Source organism: Streptomyces fulvoviolaceus (assembly GCF_000718165.1).
In the GTDB taxonomy this organism is placed as follows: Bacteria; Actinomycetota; Actinomycetes; order Streptomycetales; family Streptomycetaceae; genus Streptomyces; species Streptomyces fulvoviolaceus.
The window spans coordinates 21,850-40,157 of the sequence record NZ_JOEY01000035.1; the positions used below are offsets into that span (position 1 = coordinate 21,850).

The window sequence follows — 18,308 nt, forward strand, 5'->3', positions numbered from 1 at the left end:
GAGGCGGGGAAGAGATTCCCTCCGGGGTTCGGCCGAGGGGGCGGGGCGTGGACTGGAACCAGTGGTCGGCGGTGGCGGGCCTCTCGTCCGCCGGACTGGCCTTGGCGGCTGTCGGCATCGCGATGCAGGCGCACCGGACGGAGCACCGGCGCTCCAGGTTCGAGACGGCCCGGAGCCTGCTCCACGAGCTGACCGCCGGGGAGGGCGCCGCGGCCCGCAACTACATCGCGCGGCTGCACTACGGCCTGTCCTACACCGGTACAAGCCCGGATCTCAGCGCCACGGCCGAGGCGGACCTGTACTTCGCCGCTTACTACATGATGCTGTGGTCCTTCGAACGGGTCGAGGCGGGACGCACCTCACTCCTCGCGGGAGGGCGTGCCGACGGCGGTGACGAGGTGATCCGGTACCTGGACGAGCGGCTGGCCTGGCACGTCGCCGAGTACGCGTGCGCGATTCCGCAGGCGCGGGCACGGCTGGGCATCGTGGCCCATGGAGGAGCGGTCAAGGACCGGGATTCAGTCGCGGGCTTCCTGCGCCTGCTGTCCGCCCTGCAGGCCCGCGGCATCGTCGACCGGGCGTTCCTGCCCGACGCCTGTCCGGGCGGTGCCGTCTGTCCGTGCGAGTGCCACCGGTGAAGCACCGTCACCGGACAACCGGCCTCAGGGTCTGACCAGCAACTGGAAGTCGAACGCGTACCGCGACGCGCGATAGATGTGGGTGCCGTACTCGACCGGCCGCCCCGTGTCGTCGTATGCCGTGCGCTGCATCGTGAGGACCGCGGCGCCCTCCTTCTCGTCGAGGCGGGCCGCCTCCTCGGGGGTGGCGGAGCGGGCGCCGATGGTCTGGCGGGCGCTGTGGAGGGTGATGCCGGCGGTGCGCAGCATGCGGTAGAGGCCGGTCGTCTCCAGGCGGGCGGTGTCGAGGGTGAGGAGGTTCACGGGCAGGTGGTTGCACAGGAGGGCGACGGGCTGGCCGTGGGTGAGGCGCAGCCGTTCCAGGACGGTGACCTGGCTGCCCTCCGCGACACCCAGGGCGGCCGCGACGTCGGCGGAGGCCGGGACGCTCTCGTTGCGCACGACCTGCGTGGCCGGTCCCTGCCCGGCCGCCTCCAGGTCGTCGTAGAGGCTGCTGAGTTCCAGCGGGCGCTTCACCTGGCTGTGCACCACCTGCGTGCCGACCCCGCGCCGCCGGACCAACAGACCTTTCTCCACCAGGGTTTGAATGGCCTGGCGGACCGTCGGCCGGGACAGCCCGAGGCGTACGGAGAGGTCGATCTCGTTCCCCAGGAGGTTGCCCGGGGCGAGGACCCCGTGCTCGATCGCCGCCTCCAGCTGCTGCGCGAGCTGGTAGTACAGGGGCACCGGACTGCCCCGGTCCAGGGTGAAGTCCAGGGAGTTGAGCGCGGGGGCGGTCACGGCACGTGAGTAGTCGCCGGTCTTCGCCATGGACGTACCTCCCTCGGGGGATCGGGGTCGGGGCTTCACAGGTGGTGGCGGCGGGCGGCGACGTCTCGGTCGTACCTCTCGCGTGCTTCTACGGCGGCCTCGCGGGACGCGGTCTCGGCCACCGGCACGTCCCACCAGGCCTCGGCCGGGGGAGCGGTCTCGGTGGCGGTGTCCGTCTCGACGTAGACGCAGGTCGGCCGGTCCGAGGCGCGGGCCGCTGCCAGCGCCTCGCGCAGTTCCCGCACGGTCTTGGCGCGCAGCACGTCCATGCCGAGGCTGGCCGCGTTGGCGGCGAGGTCGACCGGGAGCGGGGCGCCGGAGAAGGTGCCGTCGGCGGCCCGGTAGCGGTAGGCCGTGCCGAAGCGCTCGCCGCCCACCGACTCCGACAGGCCGCCGATGGAGGCGTAGCCGTGGTTCTGGATCAGGATCATGTTGATCGGCAGGCCCTCCTGTACGGCCGTGACGATCTCCGTCGGCATCATCAGGTAGGTGCCGTCGCCGACCAGGGCCCACACGGGAGTGTCGGGCGTGGCCTGCTGGACGCCGATCGCGGCCGGGATCTCGTAGCCCATGCAGGAGTAGCCGTACTCCAGGTGGTACTGGCGGGGGCTGCGGGCCCGCCACAGCTTGTGCAGGTCGCCCGGGAGCGAGCCCGCCGCGTTGATCACCACGTCCTCGTCACCGACGACCGCGTCGAGCGCGCCGAGCAACTGGGTCTGTGTCGGTACGGCGGTCTCGTCGCCGGCGTGGAAGGCCTGCGCCACGACCTGGTCCCAACGCTCCTTGCCGGTGCGGTACTCGGCCTCGTACGCCGCACTCACGCGATGGCCGTCCAGTCCCGCGGTGAGCCCCTCCAGCCCCGCCCGCGCATCGCAGACGAGGGTCCGTGCCGCCAGCTTGTGGGCGTCGAACGCGGTGATGTTGAGGCCCAGGAACCGGACGTCCGGGTTCTGGAAGAGGGTGCCGGAGGCGGTGGTGAAGTCGGAGTACCTCGTCCCCACGCCGACGACCAGATCCGCGGTGCGCGCGAGGTCGTCGGCGACCGCCGTGCCGGTGTGGCCGATGCCGCCCAGGTCGGCGGGGTGGTCGTACCGCAGGGATCCCTTGCCCGCCTGCGTCGAGGCGACCGGGATGCCGGTGGCGTCCACCAGTGCCTTCAGGGCCTGTTCGGCCTCGCTGTGGTGCACTCCGCCGCCGGCGACGATGAGGGGGCGCCGGGCGGCCCTTACGGCGCGTACCGCCTCGGCCAGCTCGACCGGGTCGGGAGCGGGCCGCCGTACGCGCCACACGCGGTCGGCGAAGAACTCCTCGGGCCAGTCGTACGCCTCCGCCTGGACGTCCTGCGGAAGGGCGAGGGTGACGGCGCCGGTCTCGGCAGGGTCGGTCAGGATGCGCATGGCCTGGAGGGCGGACGGGATCAGCGCCTCGGGCCGGTGGATCCGGTCGAAGTACCGCGACACCGGCCGCAGGGTGTCGTTGACCGACACGTCCGCCTCGGTCGGGTGCTCCAGTTGCTGGAGGAGCGGGTCGGCGGCGCGGGTGGCGAAGTAGTCGCCGGGCAGCAGGAGGACCGGCAGGCGGTTGATCGTGGCCAGGGCCGCTCCGGTGACCAGGTTGGTGGCGCCCGGGCCGATGGACGTCGTGACCGCCTGCGCCGACAGCCGGTTCAGCTGGCGGGCGTGGCCCACGGCCGCGTGCACCATCGCCTGCTCGTTGCGGCCCTGGTGGAACGGCATCGCGTCCTCGCCCGCTTCCAGCAGGGCCTGGCCGATGCCCGCGACGTTGCCGTGGCCGAAGATGCCCCAGGCCCCGGCGATCAGCCGGTGCCGTACGCCGTCCCGCTCGGTGTACTGGACGGACAGGAACCTCACCAGTGCCTGGGCGACGGTCAGGCGGACGCTCGGGGACTGGTTCGGGCGGCTCATCGGGATCCTCGCTGGGAAGGGGCGGTGTACTTGGGGTCGTGATATGTCATCGTCAAGGCGAAACCCCGTTGAGGAGGTCGTCGACCTCCGCCTCCGTCGGCATCGCGGACGAGCAGGCGAGGCGGGCGGCGACATGCGCGCCGGCCGCGTTGGCGTAGCGCATGATGCGTTCCAACTCCCAGCCGGCCAGCAGCCCGTGACACAGCGAGCCGCCGAACGCGTCGCCCGCGCCCAGGCCGTTGACCACCTCGACCGGCACGGGCGGGACTTCGGCCGTCGTGCCGTCGCGGTGCACGGCGAGCACGCCCTTCGGCCCCTGCTTCACCACGGCCAGCTCCACACCCGCCGCGAGCAACGCCTCGGCGCACGCGCGGGGTTCGCGGACTCCCGTGGCGACCTCGCACTCGTCGAGATTGCCGACGGCGACGGTCGCGTGACGCAGGGCCTCGGCGTAGTACGGGCGCGCTTCTTCCGGGTCTTTCCAGAACATTGGCCGCCAGTCGAGGTCGAACACCGTCGTGCCCGCCTTGTCCCGCGACTTCAACGCCGCGAGCGTGGCCGAGCGGCTCGGCTCCTCGCTCAGACCGGTGCCGGTGATCCAGAAGATCCGGGCCGCGCGGATGGCGAAGTAGTCCAGCTCGTCCGTGTGGATCTGCAGGTCGGGGGCCTTGGGGCGACGATAGAAGTACAGCGGGAAGTCGTCCGGCGGGAAGATCTCGCAGAACGTGACCGGCGTCGGGTACGCGTCGACGGGGGTCACCCAACGGTCGTCCACCCCGAACTCCTTGAGCGCCTCGTGGAGATAGACGCCGAAGGGGTCGTTGCCGGTGCGGGTGATCACGGCGCTCGCGCGGCCGAGCCGGGCGGCGGCGACCGCCACGTTCGCGGCCGAACCACCGAGGAACTTTCCGAACGTCTCCACACACTCCAGCGCAACTCCGGACTGAAGGGGGTAGAGATCAACTCCGATTCGGCCCATAGTGATCAGGTCGAAGGGCTGGGCTTGCTCGGCCATGCGCGACGCTCCTCGATCTGTGCTGGGGAGGCGGGTCCCAGGGGGCTTGCCGCCTCTCAGGTGTAGGACGCGGAGGGTGACCCTGTCAATAGTTTGTACTTACATTCGGACCTGCTCGTGAAATGATGTCTTAACAAAGTATTGACAGCGGGCGCGCCAAGGGATTGGATCCCGTCCCAGCGCAACTGCCGCGTTTTCGTGGCGCAAGACCCGGAACTGCCGAGGTCCCGGGCCCCTGGATCTCCGTGATCCCGCCCCCTTTCCCGACGTTTCCCCGTCGCACAGTGAGGTGCAAGGAAAGATGGACCGCTCTTCTCTCTCCCGTAGATTCGCTCCCGTCGTGGCCCTGGCCGCGGCAGCGGCCCTGACCCTCGCGGGCTGCTCCAGCAGCTCCGGTGGCAAGAAGTCCGAGGAGAGCGCGGACGGCGCCTCCGCGGGTAAGGCCACAACGCCTCGTATGACGATCGCGTTGGTCACCCACCAGTCGCCCGGCGACACCTTCTGGGACATCGTCCGCAAGGGCGCCACGGCCGCGGCCGCCAAGGACAACGTCAAGCTGATCTACTCCGCCGACCCGAGCGCGGCCACCCAGGCCAACCTCATCCAGAACGCCATCGACCAGAAGGTCGACGGCATCGCGGTCACCCTCGCCAAGCCCGACGCCCTCAAGGACGTCATAGCCAAGGCGAAGGCGGCCGGTATACCCGTGGTCGGCCTCAACTCCGGTGTCAGCGAGTGGCAGAAGCTCGGCCTGATGGAGTTCTTCGGCCAGGACGAGACCGTGGCCGGTGAGGCGCTCGGCAAGCGGCTGAACGAGGCCGGCGCCAAGAACGCCGTCTGTGTCGTCCAGGAGCAGGGCAACATCGGCCTCACCCAGCGCTGCGACGGTGTGGACAAGACCTTCACCGGCAAGCTGCAGACGCTGAACGTCAACGGCACCGACATGCCGTCCGTGAAGTCGACGATCACCGCCAAGCTCACGCAGGACAAGTCCATCGACTACGTCGTCACCCTCGGCGCGCCCTTCGCGCTGACCGCGGTGCAGTCGGCGTCCGACGCGGGCAGCAAGGCCAAGATCGCCACGTTCGACCTCAACAAGGACCTGACGGGCGCCATCAGCAAGGGCACCATCGAGTTCGCGGTCGACCAGCAGCCGTACCTGCAGGGCTACTTGGCGATCGACTCGCTGTGGCTCTACGAGAACAACGGCAACTACATGGGCGGCGGCGAGCAGCCGGTGCTGACCGGTCCGGCCTTCGTCGACAAGACGAACGTCGAGGCCGTCGCCAAGTACGCCGCGAAGGGCACCAGGTGATGGGTATGACCCAGCACGCCGAGCCGGCGGTGACCACACCGCCGGCCTCCGGCCCCGGCAGGGTGAAGGACGGCCGTACCGCTGAACGCCCGCTGGCGCTGCGGCTGTTGGCCCGGCCCGACGTCGGTGTCTTCCTCGGCGCCGTCGCGGTGTGGGTGTTCTTCCTGATCGCCGCGCCCCCGGTGCGCGAGGGCAGCGCGATGGCGACGATCCTGTACCAGTCGTCGACGATCGGGATCATGGCCCTGCCGGTCGCGCTGCTGATGATCGGCGGCGAGTTCGACCTGTCGTCCGGCGTCGCGGTCATCACCTCGGCCCTGACGGCCAGCATGACCGCCTTCCAGCTGACCATGAACGTGTGGGTGGGCGTGTTCGCCGCCCTGGTCGTGTCGCTGGCGGTGGGCTTCTTCAACGGCTGGATGGTGGTCAAGACCGGCCTGCCCAGCTTCCTGGTCACCCTGGGCACCTTCCTGATCCTCCAGGGCGCCAACCTCGCGGTCACCAAGCTCGTCACCGACAACGTCGCCACCGACGACATCAGCGACATGGACGGCTTCGGCCAGGCCAAGAAGGTCTTCGGCTCCTCGTTCGAGGTCGGCGGCGTCCAGCTCAAGATCACCATCGTGTACTGGCTGGTCTTCGCGGCCCTCGCCACCTGGGTGCTGCTGCGCACCAAGTACGGCAACTGGATCTTCGCCGTCGGCGGCAACAAGGACTCCGCGCGAGCCGTCGGTGTGCCGGTGATGTTCACGAAGATCTCGCTGTTCATGCTGGTCGGCCTCGGCGCCTGGTTCGTCGGCATGCACAACCTGTTCTCCTTCAACACCGTGCAGTCCGGCGAGGGCGTGGGCCAGGAGCTGATCTACATCTCCGCGGCCGTGATCGGCGGCTGTCTGCTGACCGGCGGCGCCGGTTCGGCGATCGGTCCGGTCTTCGGCGCGTTCATGTTCGGCATGGTGCAGCAGGGCATCGTCTTCGCCAACTGGAACCCGGACTGGTTCAAGGCCTTCCTCGGCGTGATGCTGCTCGGCGCCGTCCTGATCAATCTGTGGGTCAGCCGCACGGCGACCCGGAGGTGACCCACCCCATGACAGACACCAACGAAGCCGGCACCCACGGCGCCATCCTCGCCGACGCCCCCGACAGCGACGACGGGGTGATCGTCGAACTCCGCAACGCAGGCAAGTCCTACGGCAACATCCGCGCGCTGCACGGAGTCAGCCTCCAGGTGCGCCCCAGCCAGGTCACCTGTGTGCTCGGCGACAACGGCGCCGGCAAGTCCACCCTCATCAAGATCATCTCCGGGCTGCACCAGCACACCGAGGGCGAGTTCCTCGTCGACGGCGAGCCGGTGCGGTTCTCCACTCCACGTGAGGCCCTCGACAAGGGCATCGCCACGGTCTACCAGGACCTCGCGGTGGTCCCGCTGATGCCGGTGTGGCGCAACTTCTTCCTCGGCTCGGAGATGACGAAGGGCCGCTGGCCGGTCCGCCGCCTCGACATCGAGCAGATGAAGAAGACCGCGGACGAGGAACTGCGCAACATGGGCATCGTCCTGGACGACCTGGAGCAGCCCATCGGGACGCTGTCGGGCGGCCAGCGCCAGTGCGTGGCCATCGCCCGCGCGGTCTACTTCGGCGCCCGCGTGCTGATCCTGGACGAGCCGACCGCCGCGCTCGGCGTCAAGCAGTCCGGCGTGGTCCTCAAGTACGTGGCCGCCGCCCGCGACCGGGGCCTGGGCGTCATCTTCATCACCCACAACCCGCACCACGCCTACATGGTCGGCGACCACTTCAGCGTGCTGCGCCTGGGCACCATGGAACTGTCCGCCGCCCGGGATCAGATCACTCTTGAAGAGCTGACCAACCACATGGCGGGCGGCGCCGAACTCGCGGCCCTCAAGCACGAGTTGTCCCAGGTCCGCGGCGTCGACACCGAGGCACTCCCGGAAGAGGGAGACCTCACGGCGCCGGTGGCGACGGTGAAGGACGATGCCTCGTGACCGCCCTGGACCGCATCCGGGTCGGCTCGGCCCCCGACTCCTGGGGCGTCTGGTTCCCGGACGATCCCCAACAGGTGCCCTGGGAACGCTTCCTGGACGAGGTCGCCGAAGCGGGCTACTCCTGGATCGAGTTGGGGCCGTACGGCTATCTGCCGAGCGACCCGGCGAGGCTCACCGACGAGGTGGCCAAGCGCGACCTGAAGGTCTCCGCGGGCACCGTCTTCACCGGCCTGCACCGCGGTCACTCGGTCTGGGAGTCCACCTGGGAGCACGTGAGCCAAGTGGCCGCGCTCACCCAGGCGATGGGCGCCCGGCACCTTGTCGTCATCCCGTCCTTCTGGCGGGACGACAAGACCGCCGAGATCCTGGAGCCGCCGGAGCTGACCGGCGAACAGTGGGCCCACCTCACCAAGGGCATGGAGCGGCTCGGACACGAGGTCAAGGAGACCTACGGCCTCGACATCGTCGTCCACCCGCACGCCGACACCCACATCGACACCGAGGACCACGTCGAGCGCTTCCTCGACTCGACCGACTCGGACCTCGTCAACCTCTGCCTGGACACCGGCCACTACGCCTACTGCGGCGGCGACAGCGTCAAGCTCATCGAGACGTACGGCGAACGCATCGGCTACCTCCACCTCAAGCAGGTCGACCCGGAGATCCTCGCCGACGTCGTCAAGAACGAGGTGCCGTTCGGCCCGGCCGTACAGCGCGGAGTGATGTGCGAACCGCCGTCCGGTGTACCGGAGTTGGAGCCGGTCCTGGTGGCGGCGCAGCAGCTCGGAGTGGAGCTGTTCGCGATCGTCGAGCAGGACATGTACCCGTGCGAGCCGGACAAGCCGCTGCCGATCGCGGTGCGCACCCGCAAGTTCCTGAGGTCCTGCGGCGCCTGACCCTCCCGAAAGGACGACCATGAGCCGGCTCGGAGTGGCTGTCATCGGTACGGGAAAGATGGGCGCCGACCATGTGCGCCGTATCGACGAGGTCACCAGCGGAGCAGGGGTGACCGCCGTCGTGGACGTCGACGCGGAACGCGCCAAGCAGATCGCGGCCCGCGTCGACGGCTGCACCGCCTACACCGACCCGGCCGCCGCGATGGCGGCGGCCGACGTCGACGCCGTCCTGATCGCCTCCCCGGGCCCCGCCCACGAGGCCGCGCTCCTCACGGCCCTCGAACTCGACCTGCCGGTGCTGTGCGAGAAGCCGCTCACTCCCGACGCGGCCTCGGCGCTCCGCGTCCTGGAGGCCGAGCGGAAGCTCGGCCGCCGCCGCGTCCAGGTCGGCTTCATGCGCCGCTACGACGCCGAGTACATGCGCCTCAAGTCCCTGCTGGAGACCGGCCAGTTGGGGCGGCCGCTCATGCTCCACAACCGGCACCGCAATGCCGCGAGCCCGGCCTTCTTCACCAGCTCCATGCTCATCAGCGACTCCGTGGCGCACGAGACGGACGTGACCCGCTGGCTGCTCGGCCACGAGATCACGGCCGTCACCGTGCTGCGCCCGAGACCGACCGCGAGCGCGCCGGAGGCCCTGCAGGACCCGCAGTTCGTCGTCTTCGAGACGGATGGCGGCGCGGTCGTCGACGTCGAGATCTTCGTCAACTGCGGCTTCGGCTACCAGGTCCAGGCCGAGATCGTCTGCGAACGCGGCACCGCCCGCGTCGGCGACGGCCACGCCATGGTCACCAACATGGCCGGCCGCTGGGGCGGCACCATCGCCCAGGACTTCACCGACCGCTTCGCCGACGCCTACGACCGCGAGATCCAGGCCTGGGTCGACGCCACCCGCAGGGGCGAGGTCACCGGCCCGAGCGTGTGGGACGGCTACGCCGCGGCGGCGGTCTGCGAGGCGGGCGTGCGTGCGCTGGAGGAGGGCGGCCGGATGGAGGTTCAGCTGGTGGAACGGCCCACGCTGTACGGGTGACCTCGGTGGAGCCAAGCGCTCCGCTGGAAGCGCGGTGCCGCTGTATCGATATGCGGCTCCGCCGCGGGCGCGGGCCGGTGGGGGCTGGTCGTGCCCCGCGGCGGAGCCGCTGATGTCAGAGCCCCGCGCCCCTTCAGGGCGCTGCCGTACCCACCAGACTTCGCTTGAGCCGCTTGGGCGCCGCCGAAACCGTGCCGGACTTCGTCTACCGACCCGCCGCCGTCCGCGGCCGAGGATCGAACCCCGCAGCCCGATAGCTCGCGTCGATCAGCGTCATCGTCGCCACCGCGTCGTCCGCGTCCAACGGCAGCGGAGCACCCCCGCGGACCCGCGCCGCGAACTCCTCCAACTGGTAGGTGTACGACGACCGCGTACCCAACCGCTCCGTGCGCTCGCCGTCCGCCGTACGCACGACGATCCGGTCGTCCAGCTGCGGCAGCACGAAGTTGGGCGCGGTCGCCTCGCCCCGGGACCCCACGATGCGGCAGCTCATCTCCAGCGTGTCGTACGCCATGTGACAGCGGGCGGAGGCGGTCGCGCCGCCCGGGAACGCCAGCTCGGCGTCCAGCCACTCGTCGAGCCCCGGCGCGCCCGCGCGCTCCCCGCCCCGGGCGGAGACGAGCCGCGGCGCACCGCTCGCCCACGGGGTCAGCGTCCGCAGCGTGTTCTAGCTCGATCGTGTGATCGTCGACTCGCGGGCTTGCGACGCCCTGGGCCGATCGAGGTAACGTCCGTCGTGCGACCTGGGACGCCGGGTGCGGTGTCAGCGTGCGGGGCCCCTGCTCCACCAGCGAGATGGTTCAGGGCCTCCCCGTCGCCTCTGGCCGCATCCACAGGCCAGGTCGTGAGGGACTCCGCCCGCCCGGCTCGGAGCACGGACAGGATCCGTGTCGCCGCCCGGGATGCGAAAGCGGACGACCAGTGCACCCAAGACCGTTCGGGGTGCGCCGGTGCGCGGGCTCACTTTCGCTCACCGCTCAGGGACGGTTGTAGACGACCTCGACTTCGAGGTCGCCCAGCAGGTAGGCCTACAAGCTTGCCACCGGCTCCGCGCCGTGCCCGGCCGCGAAGGCCTCGGCGCGGGATCGGTCACGGGTGGTCACCGCGACAAAGCGGTGGCCACCCAGCCGGGCCGGGTCGACGAGGGAGTTCCCGGTGATCCGCGCGGCTCCCAGCACTCCGATACGCAGTGGTTCCCGGCCCGGTTCGCTCATGCCTCCCGTACCTCCTGGATCGTCACGGGGCGGTGCTCCTTGAGGGACAGTGTGCACGCCTCGGCGATCCAGCCGGCCTCCAGGGCGTCCGCGACCGTGCACGGCGAGGGCCGGGTACCGGCCACGACCTCGGTGAAGGCGGTGAGTTCGGCGCGGTAGGCGGCGGTGAAGCGGTCCATGAAGAAGTCGTGCGGGGTGCCGGCGGGGAAGGTGACCCCCGGCTCGACCGACCGCAGCGGCAGCTTGTCCTCCAGGCCCACGGCGATCGAGTCCGTGAAGCCGTGGATCTCCATGCGGACGTCGTAACCGCGGGCGTTGTGGCGGGAGTTGGACACCACCGCGATCGTGCCGTCGTCCAGGGTGAGGATTGCGCCGGTGGTGTCGGCGTCGCCCGCCTCCTTGATGTAGTCGGCACCCCGGTTGCCGCCGACCGCGTACACCTCGGTCACCTCGCGGCCCGTCACCCAGCGGATGATGTCGAAGTCGTGCACGGAACAGTCCCGGAAGATGCCCCCGGAGGCGGCGACGTACGCGGCCGGCGGCGGCGCCGGGTCCAGCGTGGTCGACCGTACGGTGTGCAGTTTGCCGAGCTCACCGCCCTGCACGGCGGCCCGGGCGGCGACGAAGCCGACGTCGAAGCGGCGGTTGTAGCCGATCTGGATCGGCACGTCGCTGCCCTCGACGGCCTTGAGGACCTGGACGCCGTCGCTCATGTGCTTGGCGACGGGCTTCTCGCAGAAGACGGGGATGCCGGCCTCGACGCCGGCCAGGATCAGCGCGGGGTGGGCGTCGGTCGCGGCCGCGACGACGATGCCGTCCACTCCGGCGGCCAGCAGGGCCTCGGGCGAGTCCACGACCTCGGCGTCGAACCGCTCGGCGGCGGCCTTGGCGGCGTCCGCGAACGGATCGGTGAACACGAGCGACTCGACCGCGTCGAGTCCGGAGAGGGTCTCGGCGTGGAAGGCGCCGATGCGGCCGAGGCCGAGGATTCCGATACGCATGGGGGTTGCAGCTCCTAGAGGGTTCTTACAGGGGGTGCTAGTCGAGTCCGCCGAGCACGTTCTGGTCCCAGTCGATCACCGAACCGGTGACCACGCCGGACCGCTCCGACAGCAGGAAGACGACGAAGTCCGCGATTTCGTCCGGCTGGCCGAGCTTGCCCATCGGCAGCCGGGCCGCGGCCTGCTCGCGCCAGTCGTCCGCGGCGCCGTGGAAGGTCTTCTGGGTCGCGTCCTCGCCCTCGGTCGCGGTCCAGCCGATGTTCAGGCCGTTGATCCGGACCCGGTCGAAGCGGTGCGCGTGCGCGGCGTTGCGGGTCAGGCCGACGAGCCCGGCCTTCGCGGCGACGTACGGCGCGAGGAACGGCTGTCCGCCGTGCGCGGAGGACGTGATGATGTTGACGACCGTGCCCGGGGCCTTGCGCGCCACCATGTCCGCGACCGCGGCCTGCATGGCGAAGAAGGGCGCCTTGAGGTTGATCGCGATGTGCTGGTCGAACAACTCGGGCGTGGTGTCGAGGAGCGTGCCCCGGGAGGTCAGCCCCGCGGAGTTCACCAGGCAGTCGATACGGCCGTACGCCGCGACCACGTCCTTCACAGCGGCCTTAGCCTGCCCGGCGTCGGACAGGTCGGCACGGATGAACATCGCCTTGCCGCCGGCACCGGCCAGCTCCGCCACCAGCGCCTCACCGTGCTCCGGGCGCCGCCCGGTGACGGCAACCTGCGCCCCCTCCCGGACCGCGGCCCGGGCGATGGCGGCGCCCACACCCTGACTGCCGCCGTTGACGAGGACGACCTTGTCGTCGAGAAGTCCCATGTGGTCCAAGCCCCTTCAGCTCTCGCGCCGTGCGGCGCCTGCCCGCAGCTCGTCCCGTAGAGCCCGCGGTGTCCAGTCCTCGTGCAGGGCGCGTCGTACGACGTCCGCCTGCGAGGGCGGGGCCAGCCCGTCCACCGGCGGGTCGCTGTCGAGGTTGGTGGGGAACGGGTAGCCCTCGGCGCTCGCGGCGAGCACGTGCTCCGTCCACTCCTCGCCCACTCCTTCGGCCCGGCGCCTGCGCAGCACGGGGTAGACGGCGTTGGCGACCGCCTCCCGATCCACCGTCTCCATGGCCCGCCCGAAGGCCGAGGACACCTGGAGGAGGTTGGCGACCCGCCGCACGTCCAGCGTGCGGTTGGTGCCGGCCGCGTGGAACACCGCCGGGTTGAAGAAGACGGCATCGCCCTTCGCCAGCGGGAGCTGGACGTGGTGCGCCTTGAAGTACGCCTGGAACTCGGGCAGCCGCCAGGCGAGATAACCGGGTTCGTACGACTGCGAGTACGGCAGGTACAGCGTCGGGCCCGACTCGACGGGCATGTCGCAGTGCGCCACCGCGCCCTGGAGCGTGAGCACGGGGGAGAGGCGGTGCACGTGCGCGGGGTAGGCGGCCGCCGCCTCGTTGGACAGGAACCCCAGGTGGTAGTCGCGGTGCGCCGTCTGGGCCGCGCCACCCGGGTTGACCACGTTGACCTGGGAGGTCACCTGGTAGCCGGGGCCGAGCCAGGCGGCCGAGGCCAGGGCCAGGATGTCGTTGGCGTAGTAGTCGGCGAACACCTCGGGGTTGTAGAGGGCCGCCTTCTCCAGCGCGTTCCACACCCGGTCGTTGGCGCCCGGCTTCGCGAAATGGTCGCCCGCGTCCGCGCCCGAGGCGCGCTGCTCGGTGATCAGGGCGTCGAAGACGCCGGTGAGCCGGTCCACGACCGAGGGATCGGGGAAGGCGCCCCGGAACACCACGACGCCGGGGCCGTCGGCGAAGGCCCGCACCAGCTCGGTGCGCACCTCGCGGCCCGCTCCAGAGGCGCGCAGCCGCTCGCTGTCGTAGACGAGGACGTTCGCCTCGACCGCCGCGGCGTGCGGGTAGTCGGCGAGGTCGGTGGTGCGCCCCACGAGCGAACGGAAGGCATCGAGGTCGCAGTCCTGCTCGGTCAGCCAGGCGTGGTGCTGAGCGGCGATGAGGGACATCGTCGTCCTTCTTTCGGTCACGGGAAGCGACACGGTTCCGCCCCCGGGGAGGGGCGCGGCTCTGTCATTCTTGTCAGTACAAACCCCTCGAACAACCGGCAGCGAGCCATCAAAAACCCCTCAAGGAGCCTTCCGTGGGCCACCCCTTCCCGATCCGCGAGATCGCACGTCAGGCAGGCCTCAGCGAGGCCACCGTCGACCGGGTCCTGAACGGGCGGGGAGGGGTCCGCGAGAGCACCGCCCGGGAGGTCCGGCAGGCGATCACCGACCTGGACCGGCAGCGCACTCAGGTCCGGCTGGTCGGCCGCACGTTCATGATCGACATCGTGATGCAGGCACCGGAACGCTTCACCACCGCCGTACGCGCCGCCCTGGAGGCCGAGCTGCCCTCCCTGCACCCGGCCATCGTGCGCTCCCGCTTCCACTTCCGCGAGACGGGGCCGGTGCAGGAGCTGACCAGGACGCTGGACCGGATCGCCCGGCGCGGCTCGCAGGGGGTCATCCTCAAGGCGCCGGACGTCCCCGAGGTCACCGCCGCCGTCGGCCGGCTCGCGGAGGCGGGCATTCCGGTGGTCACCCTGGTGACCGACCTGCCCGCCACCGCCCGGCTCGCCTACGTCGGCATCGACAACCGGGCGGCCGGGGCGACGGCGGCGTACCTCATGGGCCAGTGGCTCGGCGACCGCCCCGGCAACGTCCTCACCAGCCTCAGCAGCGGATTCTTCCGCAACGAGGAGGAGCGCGAGATGGGCTTCCGCAGCGCGATGCGGGCCCGCCACCCCGAGCGGACCCTCGTGGAGATCGCCGAGGGGCAGGGCCTGGACGCCACCCAGTACGACCTCGTCCGCGCCGCCCTCGAACGCGACCCGGACATCCGCGCCGTCTACTCCATCGGTGGCGGCAACATCGCCACCCTGCGGGCCTTCGAGGACCTGGGCCGGGAGTGCGCGGTGTTCGTCGCACACGACCTCGACCACGACAACACCCGCCTGCTGCGCGAGCACCGCCTGTCCGCCGTGCTCCACCACGACCTGGGCCAGGACATGCGCGAGGCCTGTCACACCGTCATGCGGGCCGACGGCGCCCTGCCGCCCGCGGGACCGACCCTGCCGTCGGCGATCCAGGTGGTGACGCCCTACAACATGCCTACGACGCTTGCGGGTTGACCCATGTGCCGCTCTCCGCGGACCGCACCATCGCATCGAGTACGGCGGCACTGTGCACGGCGTCCGCGAGCGTGGCCCCGTGCGCTGCGCCCTCGGTGACCGAGCGGAGGAAGCGGTAGGCCTCGACCACCTTGAGGTCGTCGTAGCCCATGGCGTTCGCCGCGCCCGGCTGGAAGGCGCCGAACTCGCCGTCGCCCGGACCGACGTACACCGTGCTGACGGGCTGGTCCTGGTAGGTCGTGCCGAGGCTGACGCCGAGCTCGTTCATCCGGCGGAAGTCCCAGAAGAGCGCGCCCTTGGTGCCGTGCACCTCGAAGCCGTAGTTGTTCTGCTCGCCGACCGAGACCCGGCAGGCCTCCAGGACGCCACGGGCGCCGGAGGCGAAGCGCAGCAGGCAGTTGACGTAGTCCTCGTTCTCGACCGGGCCGAGCTCGCCGCCGGAGGCACGGGAGTGGCCGGCGGTGGCGCCGGTCGGGCGGGCCCGCTCGGGCACGAAGATCGCGGTGTCGGCGGTGAGGGAGGCGATGTCGCCGAGCAGGTACCGGGCCAGGTCCGCGCCGTGCGAGGCGAGGTCGCCCAGCACTCCGCTGCCGCCGCGCTCCTTCTCGTACCGCCAGGTCAGCGCACCCTCGGGATGCGCCGCGTAGTCGCTGAACAGGCGGATGCGGACGTGGGTGACCGTGCCGATGTCCCCGGAGGCGATCAGCGCCCGGGCCTTCTCCACGGCAGGCGCGTTGCGGTAGTTGAAGCCGACGGCGCTCTGCACGCCGGCCTCGGCGACCGCGTCCGCCACCGCGCGGGCGTCGTCGGCGCTCAGACCCACGGGCTTCTCGATCCAGATGTGCTTGCCGGCCTCGGCCATCGCGACACCGATCTCGCGGTGCAGGAAGTTCGGGGCGGTGATGCTCACGGCCTGCACGCGCGGGTCGGCGGCCACCTCGCGCCAGTCGCGGGCCGTCGAGGCGAACCCGAACTGCGCGGCGGCCTCCTCGGCCCGGCCCGGCACCTCCTCGGCGACGGTGACGAGCTCCGGTCGCAGGCCCAGCCGGGGGTAGTGGTGCAGGACACGGGCGTACGCCTGGGTGTGCACCCGGCCCATCCAGCCGAACCCGACGACGGCGACCCCGAGCGAATCCACCATGACAGCCCCTCTTTGGACCGGTCCATAATCTGTCCAGGCCACCCTGAGCGGGGTTTCAGCCGGTGTCAACCCTTTGACAACCCGCCGGACGCCATGGAACGGTCCAGGACATGAGACAGCCGACGATCCGGGACGTGGCCGAGCAGGCCGGCGTCTCCAAGTCGCTCGTCTCCCTGGTGCTGCGCGGCTCCGACCAGGTGCGGCCCGAGAAGCGGGAGGCCGTCCTGCGCGCGGTCCAGGAGCTGGGCTATCGGCCGAACGCCGCCGCCCGCAGCCTCAGCGAGCAGCGCACCCGCACGGTCGGCGTGCTCCTGAACGACCTGCGCAACCCCTGGTTCGTCGACCTGCTCGACGGCCTGAACTCGCTGCTGCACGACAACGGCCTGCAGATGCTGCTGGCCGATGCCCGCCTCAACCGCCGCACCGGTCAGGACCTCACCGGCCCGTTCCTGGACCTGCGGGTGGACGGACTGGTCGTCGTCGGCACCCTGCCCGACCAGGCCGCGCTCGGGGCGGTCGCCGAGCGCATCCCGGTCGTCGTCGCGGGCGCCCGCGAGCAGGCCCCGCCGGGTGTGGACGTCGTGGCGGGGGACGACGGGACGGGCGCCCGGCTGGTCACCGAGCACCTCATCGGCCTCGGCCACCGCCGCATCGCGCACATCGCGGGGTACGGCGCCGTCGGCGAGCTGCGCAGGCGGAGCTTCGAGGCGACGATGCGGGCGCACGGACTGGTGGACGAGGAGCTGGTGGAACCCAGCGACATGACAGAAGAGGGCGGCTACCGCACCACCGTGCGTCTGCTCAGCCGCCCGGACCGGCCCACCGCCGTGTTCGCCGTCAACGACATGGCCTCCGTGGGCGCGCTGTCGGCGGTCGAGGAGCTCGGGCTGCGCGTCCCGCACGACGTGTCCGTCGTGGGCTACGACAACACGAACATCTCGCGCCTGCGCCACGTGTGGCTCACCACCGTCGACAACGCGAGCCACGAGGTCGGCCGGCGCGCGGCCCGCCGCCTTCTGGACCGCTTCGAGGGCCGCGGCGGAGCGGGGCAGCTCCACCTGGCCGCGCCCACGCTGGAGATCCGGGGCACGACGGCCCCGCCCCTCACAGATTGATCGTGTACGCCTTCCGCAGCGTCTCGTGCACCGTCCACGTCGTACGGTCGCCCTCGCGCAGCACCGCCATGTCCCCGGGTCCGACCCGAAGCGTCGGCCCGCCCTCGACCTCGACCGTGGCCGACCCGCTGATCACGACGAACAGCTCGTCCGCCTCCGTGTCGGTGACGACGCCGGGCGTGATCTGCCAGATCCCACGGACCTGCCGGCCGTCCTCCGACTCCCAGACCACCTTCCCGGTCACCTCGGGCGTCCCGGAGACGATCTGCTCCGGCGCGAGGGGCTCGGGCTCGAGCTCGGCGTCGGGGATGTGGAGTACGAAGCTGGGGTTCATGGGGCGACCCTAACCGCGGGCGGCGGGGCTCGGGCGTGGACAGGGTGTGGGGTATCCGCCCAGGTGGGAGGACACTTCGTCGCGGCCGCCGTGGACTGGCGGCGTGGCCGGGCCCGGGTGATCGTGGGGGGATGGCGGACACCCAGGCTGTCGTGGACCGGCCGCACCGGCACGACACGCGCGAGGCCGTCCTGTTCGGCGGCGTCTACGGCTCCGTCCTGGCCTGCTCCATGGTCGCCGCGCTCACCCAGTACGGCCACACCTCCCAGGACAGCCGCCGCTACGACGCCGCCTGGCTCCTGGTGACCGCCCTGGCCTCCGCCCTCGCCCACGGCTACGCCCACTACATCGCCGAGCGCACCCCGCACCGACGCGGGGACGCGCTGCGCACCCTCGCCGACGAGTGGCCCCTGGTCGCGGCCGTCCTGCCCACGGTCCTGATCCTGGCCGGCGCGGGCTGGGGCTGGTGGCCGCCCAAGGGCGTGGAGTACGCGGCGTTCACCCTGAACATCGTCCTCCTGTTCACCCTGGGCCTGGTCACGGCCCGCTGGTCGCACCGCACGTGGGCGGTCGCGGTGCTGATCGGCCTGGTGGACGCGCTGCTCGGAGTGGTCGTCGTGGTGGCGAACGCGATCATCAAGTAGGCGGGTGCGCAGCACGAAACGCCGGACGGCCGCCGCCCCCTGGTGGGGACGGCGGCCGTCTCGGGC

At 71.0% G+C, this 18,308-nt stretch carries 17 protein-coding genes and 2 pseudogenes; 9 read left to right on the forward strand and 10 right to left on the reverse strand.

Annotated elements, in window-relative coordinates; translation table 11 throughout:
- Positions 1–47: 47 nt before the first annotated feature.
- Complete coding sequence (locus IG08_RS0133515) at positions 48–638, forward strand: hypothetical protein (protein WP_030611299.1); 591 nt, start codon at positions 48–50, stop codon at positions 636–638.
- Positions 639–662: 24 nt separating this feature from the next.
- On the opposite strand, the gene IG08_RS0133520 is transcribed toward IG08_RS0133515, so the two are convergent.
- Genes IG08_RS0133520 through iolC form a run of 3 tightly spaced genes read right to left on the reverse strand, consistent with a single transcriptional unit; the run spans position 663 to position 4,388 of the window.
- Complete coding sequence (locus IG08_RS0133520; RefSeq protein ID WP_030611302.1) at positions 663–1,448, reverse strand: GntR family transcriptional regulator; 786 nt, start codon at positions 1,446–1,448, stop codon at positions 663–665.
- A 35-nt stretch (positions 1,449–1,483) separates the two neighbouring features.
- The gene (iolD, locus tag IG08_RS0133525; RefSeq protein ID WP_030611305.1) at positions 1,484–3,373 is read right to left on the reverse strand and encodes a 3D-(3,5/4)-trihydroxycyclohexane-1,2-dione acylhydrolase (decyclizing); all 1,890 of its coding nucleotides are present in this window, start codon (positions 3,371–3,373) and stop codon (positions 1,484–1,486) included.
- 52 nt (positions 3,374–3,425) lie between these two features.
- Positions 3,426–4,388, reverse strand: a complete 963-nt coding sequence (gene iolC, locus IG08_RS0133530; RefSeq protein WP_030611308.1) for a 5-dehydro-2-deoxygluconokinase — start codon at positions 4,386–4,388, stop codon at positions 3,426–3,428.
- Between the two features lie 301 nt (positions 4,389–4,689).
- Between iolC and IG08_RS0133535 the strand changes: the two genes are divergently transcribed.
- The 5 genes from IG08_RS0133535 to IG08_RS0133555 are packed head-to-tail and all read left to right on the forward strand — an operon-like array spanning position 4,690 to position 9,631.
- Positions 4,690–5,703: a sugar ABC transporter substrate-binding protein gene (locus IG08_RS0133535; RefSeq protein WP_030611311.1), complete on the forward strand. Its 1,014-nt coding sequence runs from the start codon at positions 4,690–4,692 to the stop codon at positions 5,701–5,703.
- Complete coding sequence (locus IG08_RS0133540) at positions 5,703–6,782, forward strand: ABC transporter permease (protein WP_030611314.1); 1,080 nt, start codon at positions 5,703–5,705, stop codon at positions 6,780–6,782. The genes IG08_RS0133535 and IG08_RS0133540 overlap by 1 nt, the downstream gene beginning before the upstream one ends.
- Positions 6,783–6,790: 8 nt before the next feature.
- Positions 6,791–7,705 (forward strand): ATP-binding cassette domain-containing protein, encoded by a 915-nt coding sequence (locus tag IG08_RS0133545; protein WP_030611316.1) that lies wholly within the window; start codon positions 6,791–6,793, stop codon positions 7,703–7,705.
- Positions 7,702–8,601 carry a sugar phosphate isomerase/epimerase family protein gene (locus IG08_RS0133550; RefSeq protein WP_030611319.1) on the forward strand — a complete coding sequence of 300 codons (900 nt, stop codon included), beginning with the start codon at positions 7,702–7,704 and terminating at the stop codon, positions 8,599–8,601. The genes IG08_RS0133545 and IG08_RS0133550 overlap by 4 nt, the downstream gene beginning before the upstream one ends.
- 19 nt (positions 8,602–8,620) lie before the next feature.
- Positions 8,621–9,631, forward strand: a complete 1,011-nt coding sequence (locus IG08_RS0133555) for a Gfo/Idh/MocA family protein (protein ID WP_030611322.1) — start codon at positions 8,621–8,623, stop codon at positions 9,629–9,631.
- Positions 9,632–9,836: 205 nt separating this feature from the next.
- Here IG08_RS0133555 and IG08_RS54660 read toward each other — a convergent pair.
- The 5 genes and pseudogenes from IG08_RS54660 to IG08_RS0133580 form a co-directional block, all read right to left on the reverse strand.
- Positions 9,837–10,296 (reverse strand): annotated as a pseudogene (locus IG08_RS54660) (Gfo/Idh/MocA family oxidoreductase); the annotation flags it as partial.
- A gap of 366 nt (positions 10,297–10,662) precedes the next feature.
- A pseudogene (locus IG08_RS0133565) lies at positions 10,663–10,845 on the reverse strand (Gfo/Idh/MocA family protein); the annotation flags it as partial.
- Positions 10,842–11,846 carry a Gfo/Idh/MocA family protein gene (locus IG08_RS0133570; RefSeq protein ID WP_030611328.1) on the reverse strand — a complete coding sequence of 335 codons (1,005 nt, stop codon included), beginning with the start codon at positions 11,844–11,846 and terminating at the stop codon, positions 10,842–10,844. The gene IG08_RS0133570 and the pseudogene IG08_RS0133565, both read right to left, overlap by 4 nt.
- A 37-nt stretch (positions 11,847–11,883) precedes the next feature.
- The gene (locus IG08_RS0133575; protein ID WP_030611331.1) at positions 11,884–12,660 is read right to left on the reverse strand and encodes an SDR family oxidoreductase; all 777 of its coding nucleotides are present in this window, start codon (positions 12,658–12,660) and stop codon (positions 11,884–11,886) included.
- Positions 12,661–12,675: 15 nt separating this feature from the next.
- Positions 12,676–13,842, reverse strand: a complete 1,167-nt coding sequence (locus tag IG08_RS0133580; protein WP_030611333.1) for a phytanoyl-CoA dioxygenase family protein — start codon at positions 13,840–13,842, stop codon at positions 12,676–12,678.
- Positions 13,843–13,976: 134 nt separating this feature from the next.
- Between IG08_RS0133580 and IG08_RS0133585 the strand changes: the two genes are divergently transcribed.
- Complete coding sequence (locus IG08_RS0133585) at positions 13,977–15,008, forward strand: LacI family DNA-binding transcriptional regulator (RefSeq protein ID WP_030611336.1); 1,032 nt, start codon at positions 13,977–13,979, stop codon at positions 15,006–15,008.
- Here IG08_RS0133585 and IG08_RS0133590 read toward each other — a convergent pair.
- A complete protein-coding gene (locus tag IG08_RS0133590) occupies positions 14,989–16,149 on the reverse strand; it encodes a Gfo/Idh/MocA family protein (RefSeq protein ID WP_030611340.1) in 1,161 nt (386 codons plus the stop codon). The genes IG08_RS0133585 and IG08_RS0133590 overlap by 20 nt on opposite strands.
- A 110-nt stretch (positions 16,150–16,259) precedes the next feature.
- Here IG08_RS0133590 and IG08_RS0133595 point away from each other — a divergent pair, with 110 nt between their 5' ends.
- A complete protein-coding gene (locus IG08_RS0133595; RefSeq protein ID WP_030611343.1) occupies positions 16,260–17,264 on the forward strand; it encodes a LacI family DNA-binding transcriptional regulator in 1,005 nt (334 codons plus the stop codon).
- On the opposite strand, the gene IG08_RS0133600 is transcribed toward IG08_RS0133595, so the two are convergent.
- Positions 17,254–17,598: a cupin domain-containing protein gene (locus IG08_RS0133600; RefSeq protein ID WP_030611347.1), complete on the reverse strand. Its 345-nt coding sequence runs from the start codon at positions 17,596–17,598 to the stop codon at positions 17,254–17,256. The genes IG08_RS0133595 and IG08_RS0133600 overlap by 11 nt on opposite strands.
- Positions 17,599–17,729: 131 nt before the next feature.
- On the opposite strand from IG08_RS0133600, the gene IG08_RS0133605 reads away from it, so the two are divergent.
- Positions 17,730–18,242, forward strand: a complete 513-nt coding sequence (locus IG08_RS0133605; RefSeq protein ID WP_030611349.1) for a hypothetical protein — start codon at positions 17,730–17,732, stop codon at positions 18,240–18,242.
- Positions 18,243–18,308: the final 66 nt, after the last annotated feature.

Coding starts and splice junctions, on each gene's coding strand:
- IG08_RS0133520 (WP_030611302.1), bottom strand. CDS start 1,448: ATGGCGAAGACCGGCGACTACTCACGTGCCGTGACCGCCCCCGCGCTC.
- iolD (WP_030611305.1), bottom strand. CDS start 3,373: ATGAGCCGCCCGAACCAGTCCCCGAGCGTCCGCCTGACCGTCGCCCAG.
- iolC (WP_030611308.1), bottom strand. CDS start 4,388: ATGGCCGAGCAAGCCCAGCCCTTCGACCTGATCACTATGGGCCGAATC.
- IG08_RS0133535 (WP_030611311.1), top strand. CDS start 4,690: ATGGACCGCTCTTCTCTCTCCCGTAGATTCGCTCCCGTCGTGGCCCTG.
- IG08_RS0133540 (WP_030611314.1), top strand. CDS start 5,703: ATGGGTATGACCCAGCACGCCGAGCCGGCGGTGACCACACCGCCGGCC.
- IG08_RS0133545 (WP_030611316.1), top strand. CDS start 6,791: ATGACAGACACCAACGAAGCCGGCACCCACGGCGCCATCCTCGCCGAC.
- IG08_RS0133555 (WP_030611322.1), top strand. CDS start 8,621: ATGAGCCGGCTCGGAGTGGCTGTCATCGGTACGGGAAAGATGGGCGCC.
- IG08_RS0133570 (WP_030611328.1), bottom strand. CDS start 11,846: ATGCGTATCGGAATCCTCGGCCTCGGCCGCATCGGCGCCTTCCACGCC.
- IG08_RS0133575 (WP_030611331.1), bottom strand. CDS start 12,660: ATGGGACTTCTCGACGACAAGGTCGTCCTCGTCAACGGCGGCAGTCAG.
- IG08_RS0133580 (WP_030611333.1), bottom strand. CDS start 13,842: ATGTCCCTCATCGCCGCTCAGCACCACGCCTGGCTGACCGAGCAGGAC.
- IG08_RS0133590 (WP_030611340.1), bottom strand. CDS start 16,149: ATGGTGGATTCGCTCGGGGTCGCCGTCGTCGGGTTCGGCTGGATGGGC.
- IG08_RS0133595 (WP_030611343.1), top strand. CDS start 16,260: ATGAGACAGCCGACGATCCGGGACGTGGCCGAGCAGGCCGGCGTCTCC.
- IG08_RS0133600 (WP_030611347.1), bottom strand. CDS start 17,598: ATGAACCCCAGCTTCGTACTCCACATCCCCGACGCCGAGCTCGAGCCC.
- IG08_RS0133605 (WP_030611349.1), top strand. CDS start 17,730: ATGGCGGACACCCAGGCTGTCGTGGACCGGCCGCACCGGCACGACACG.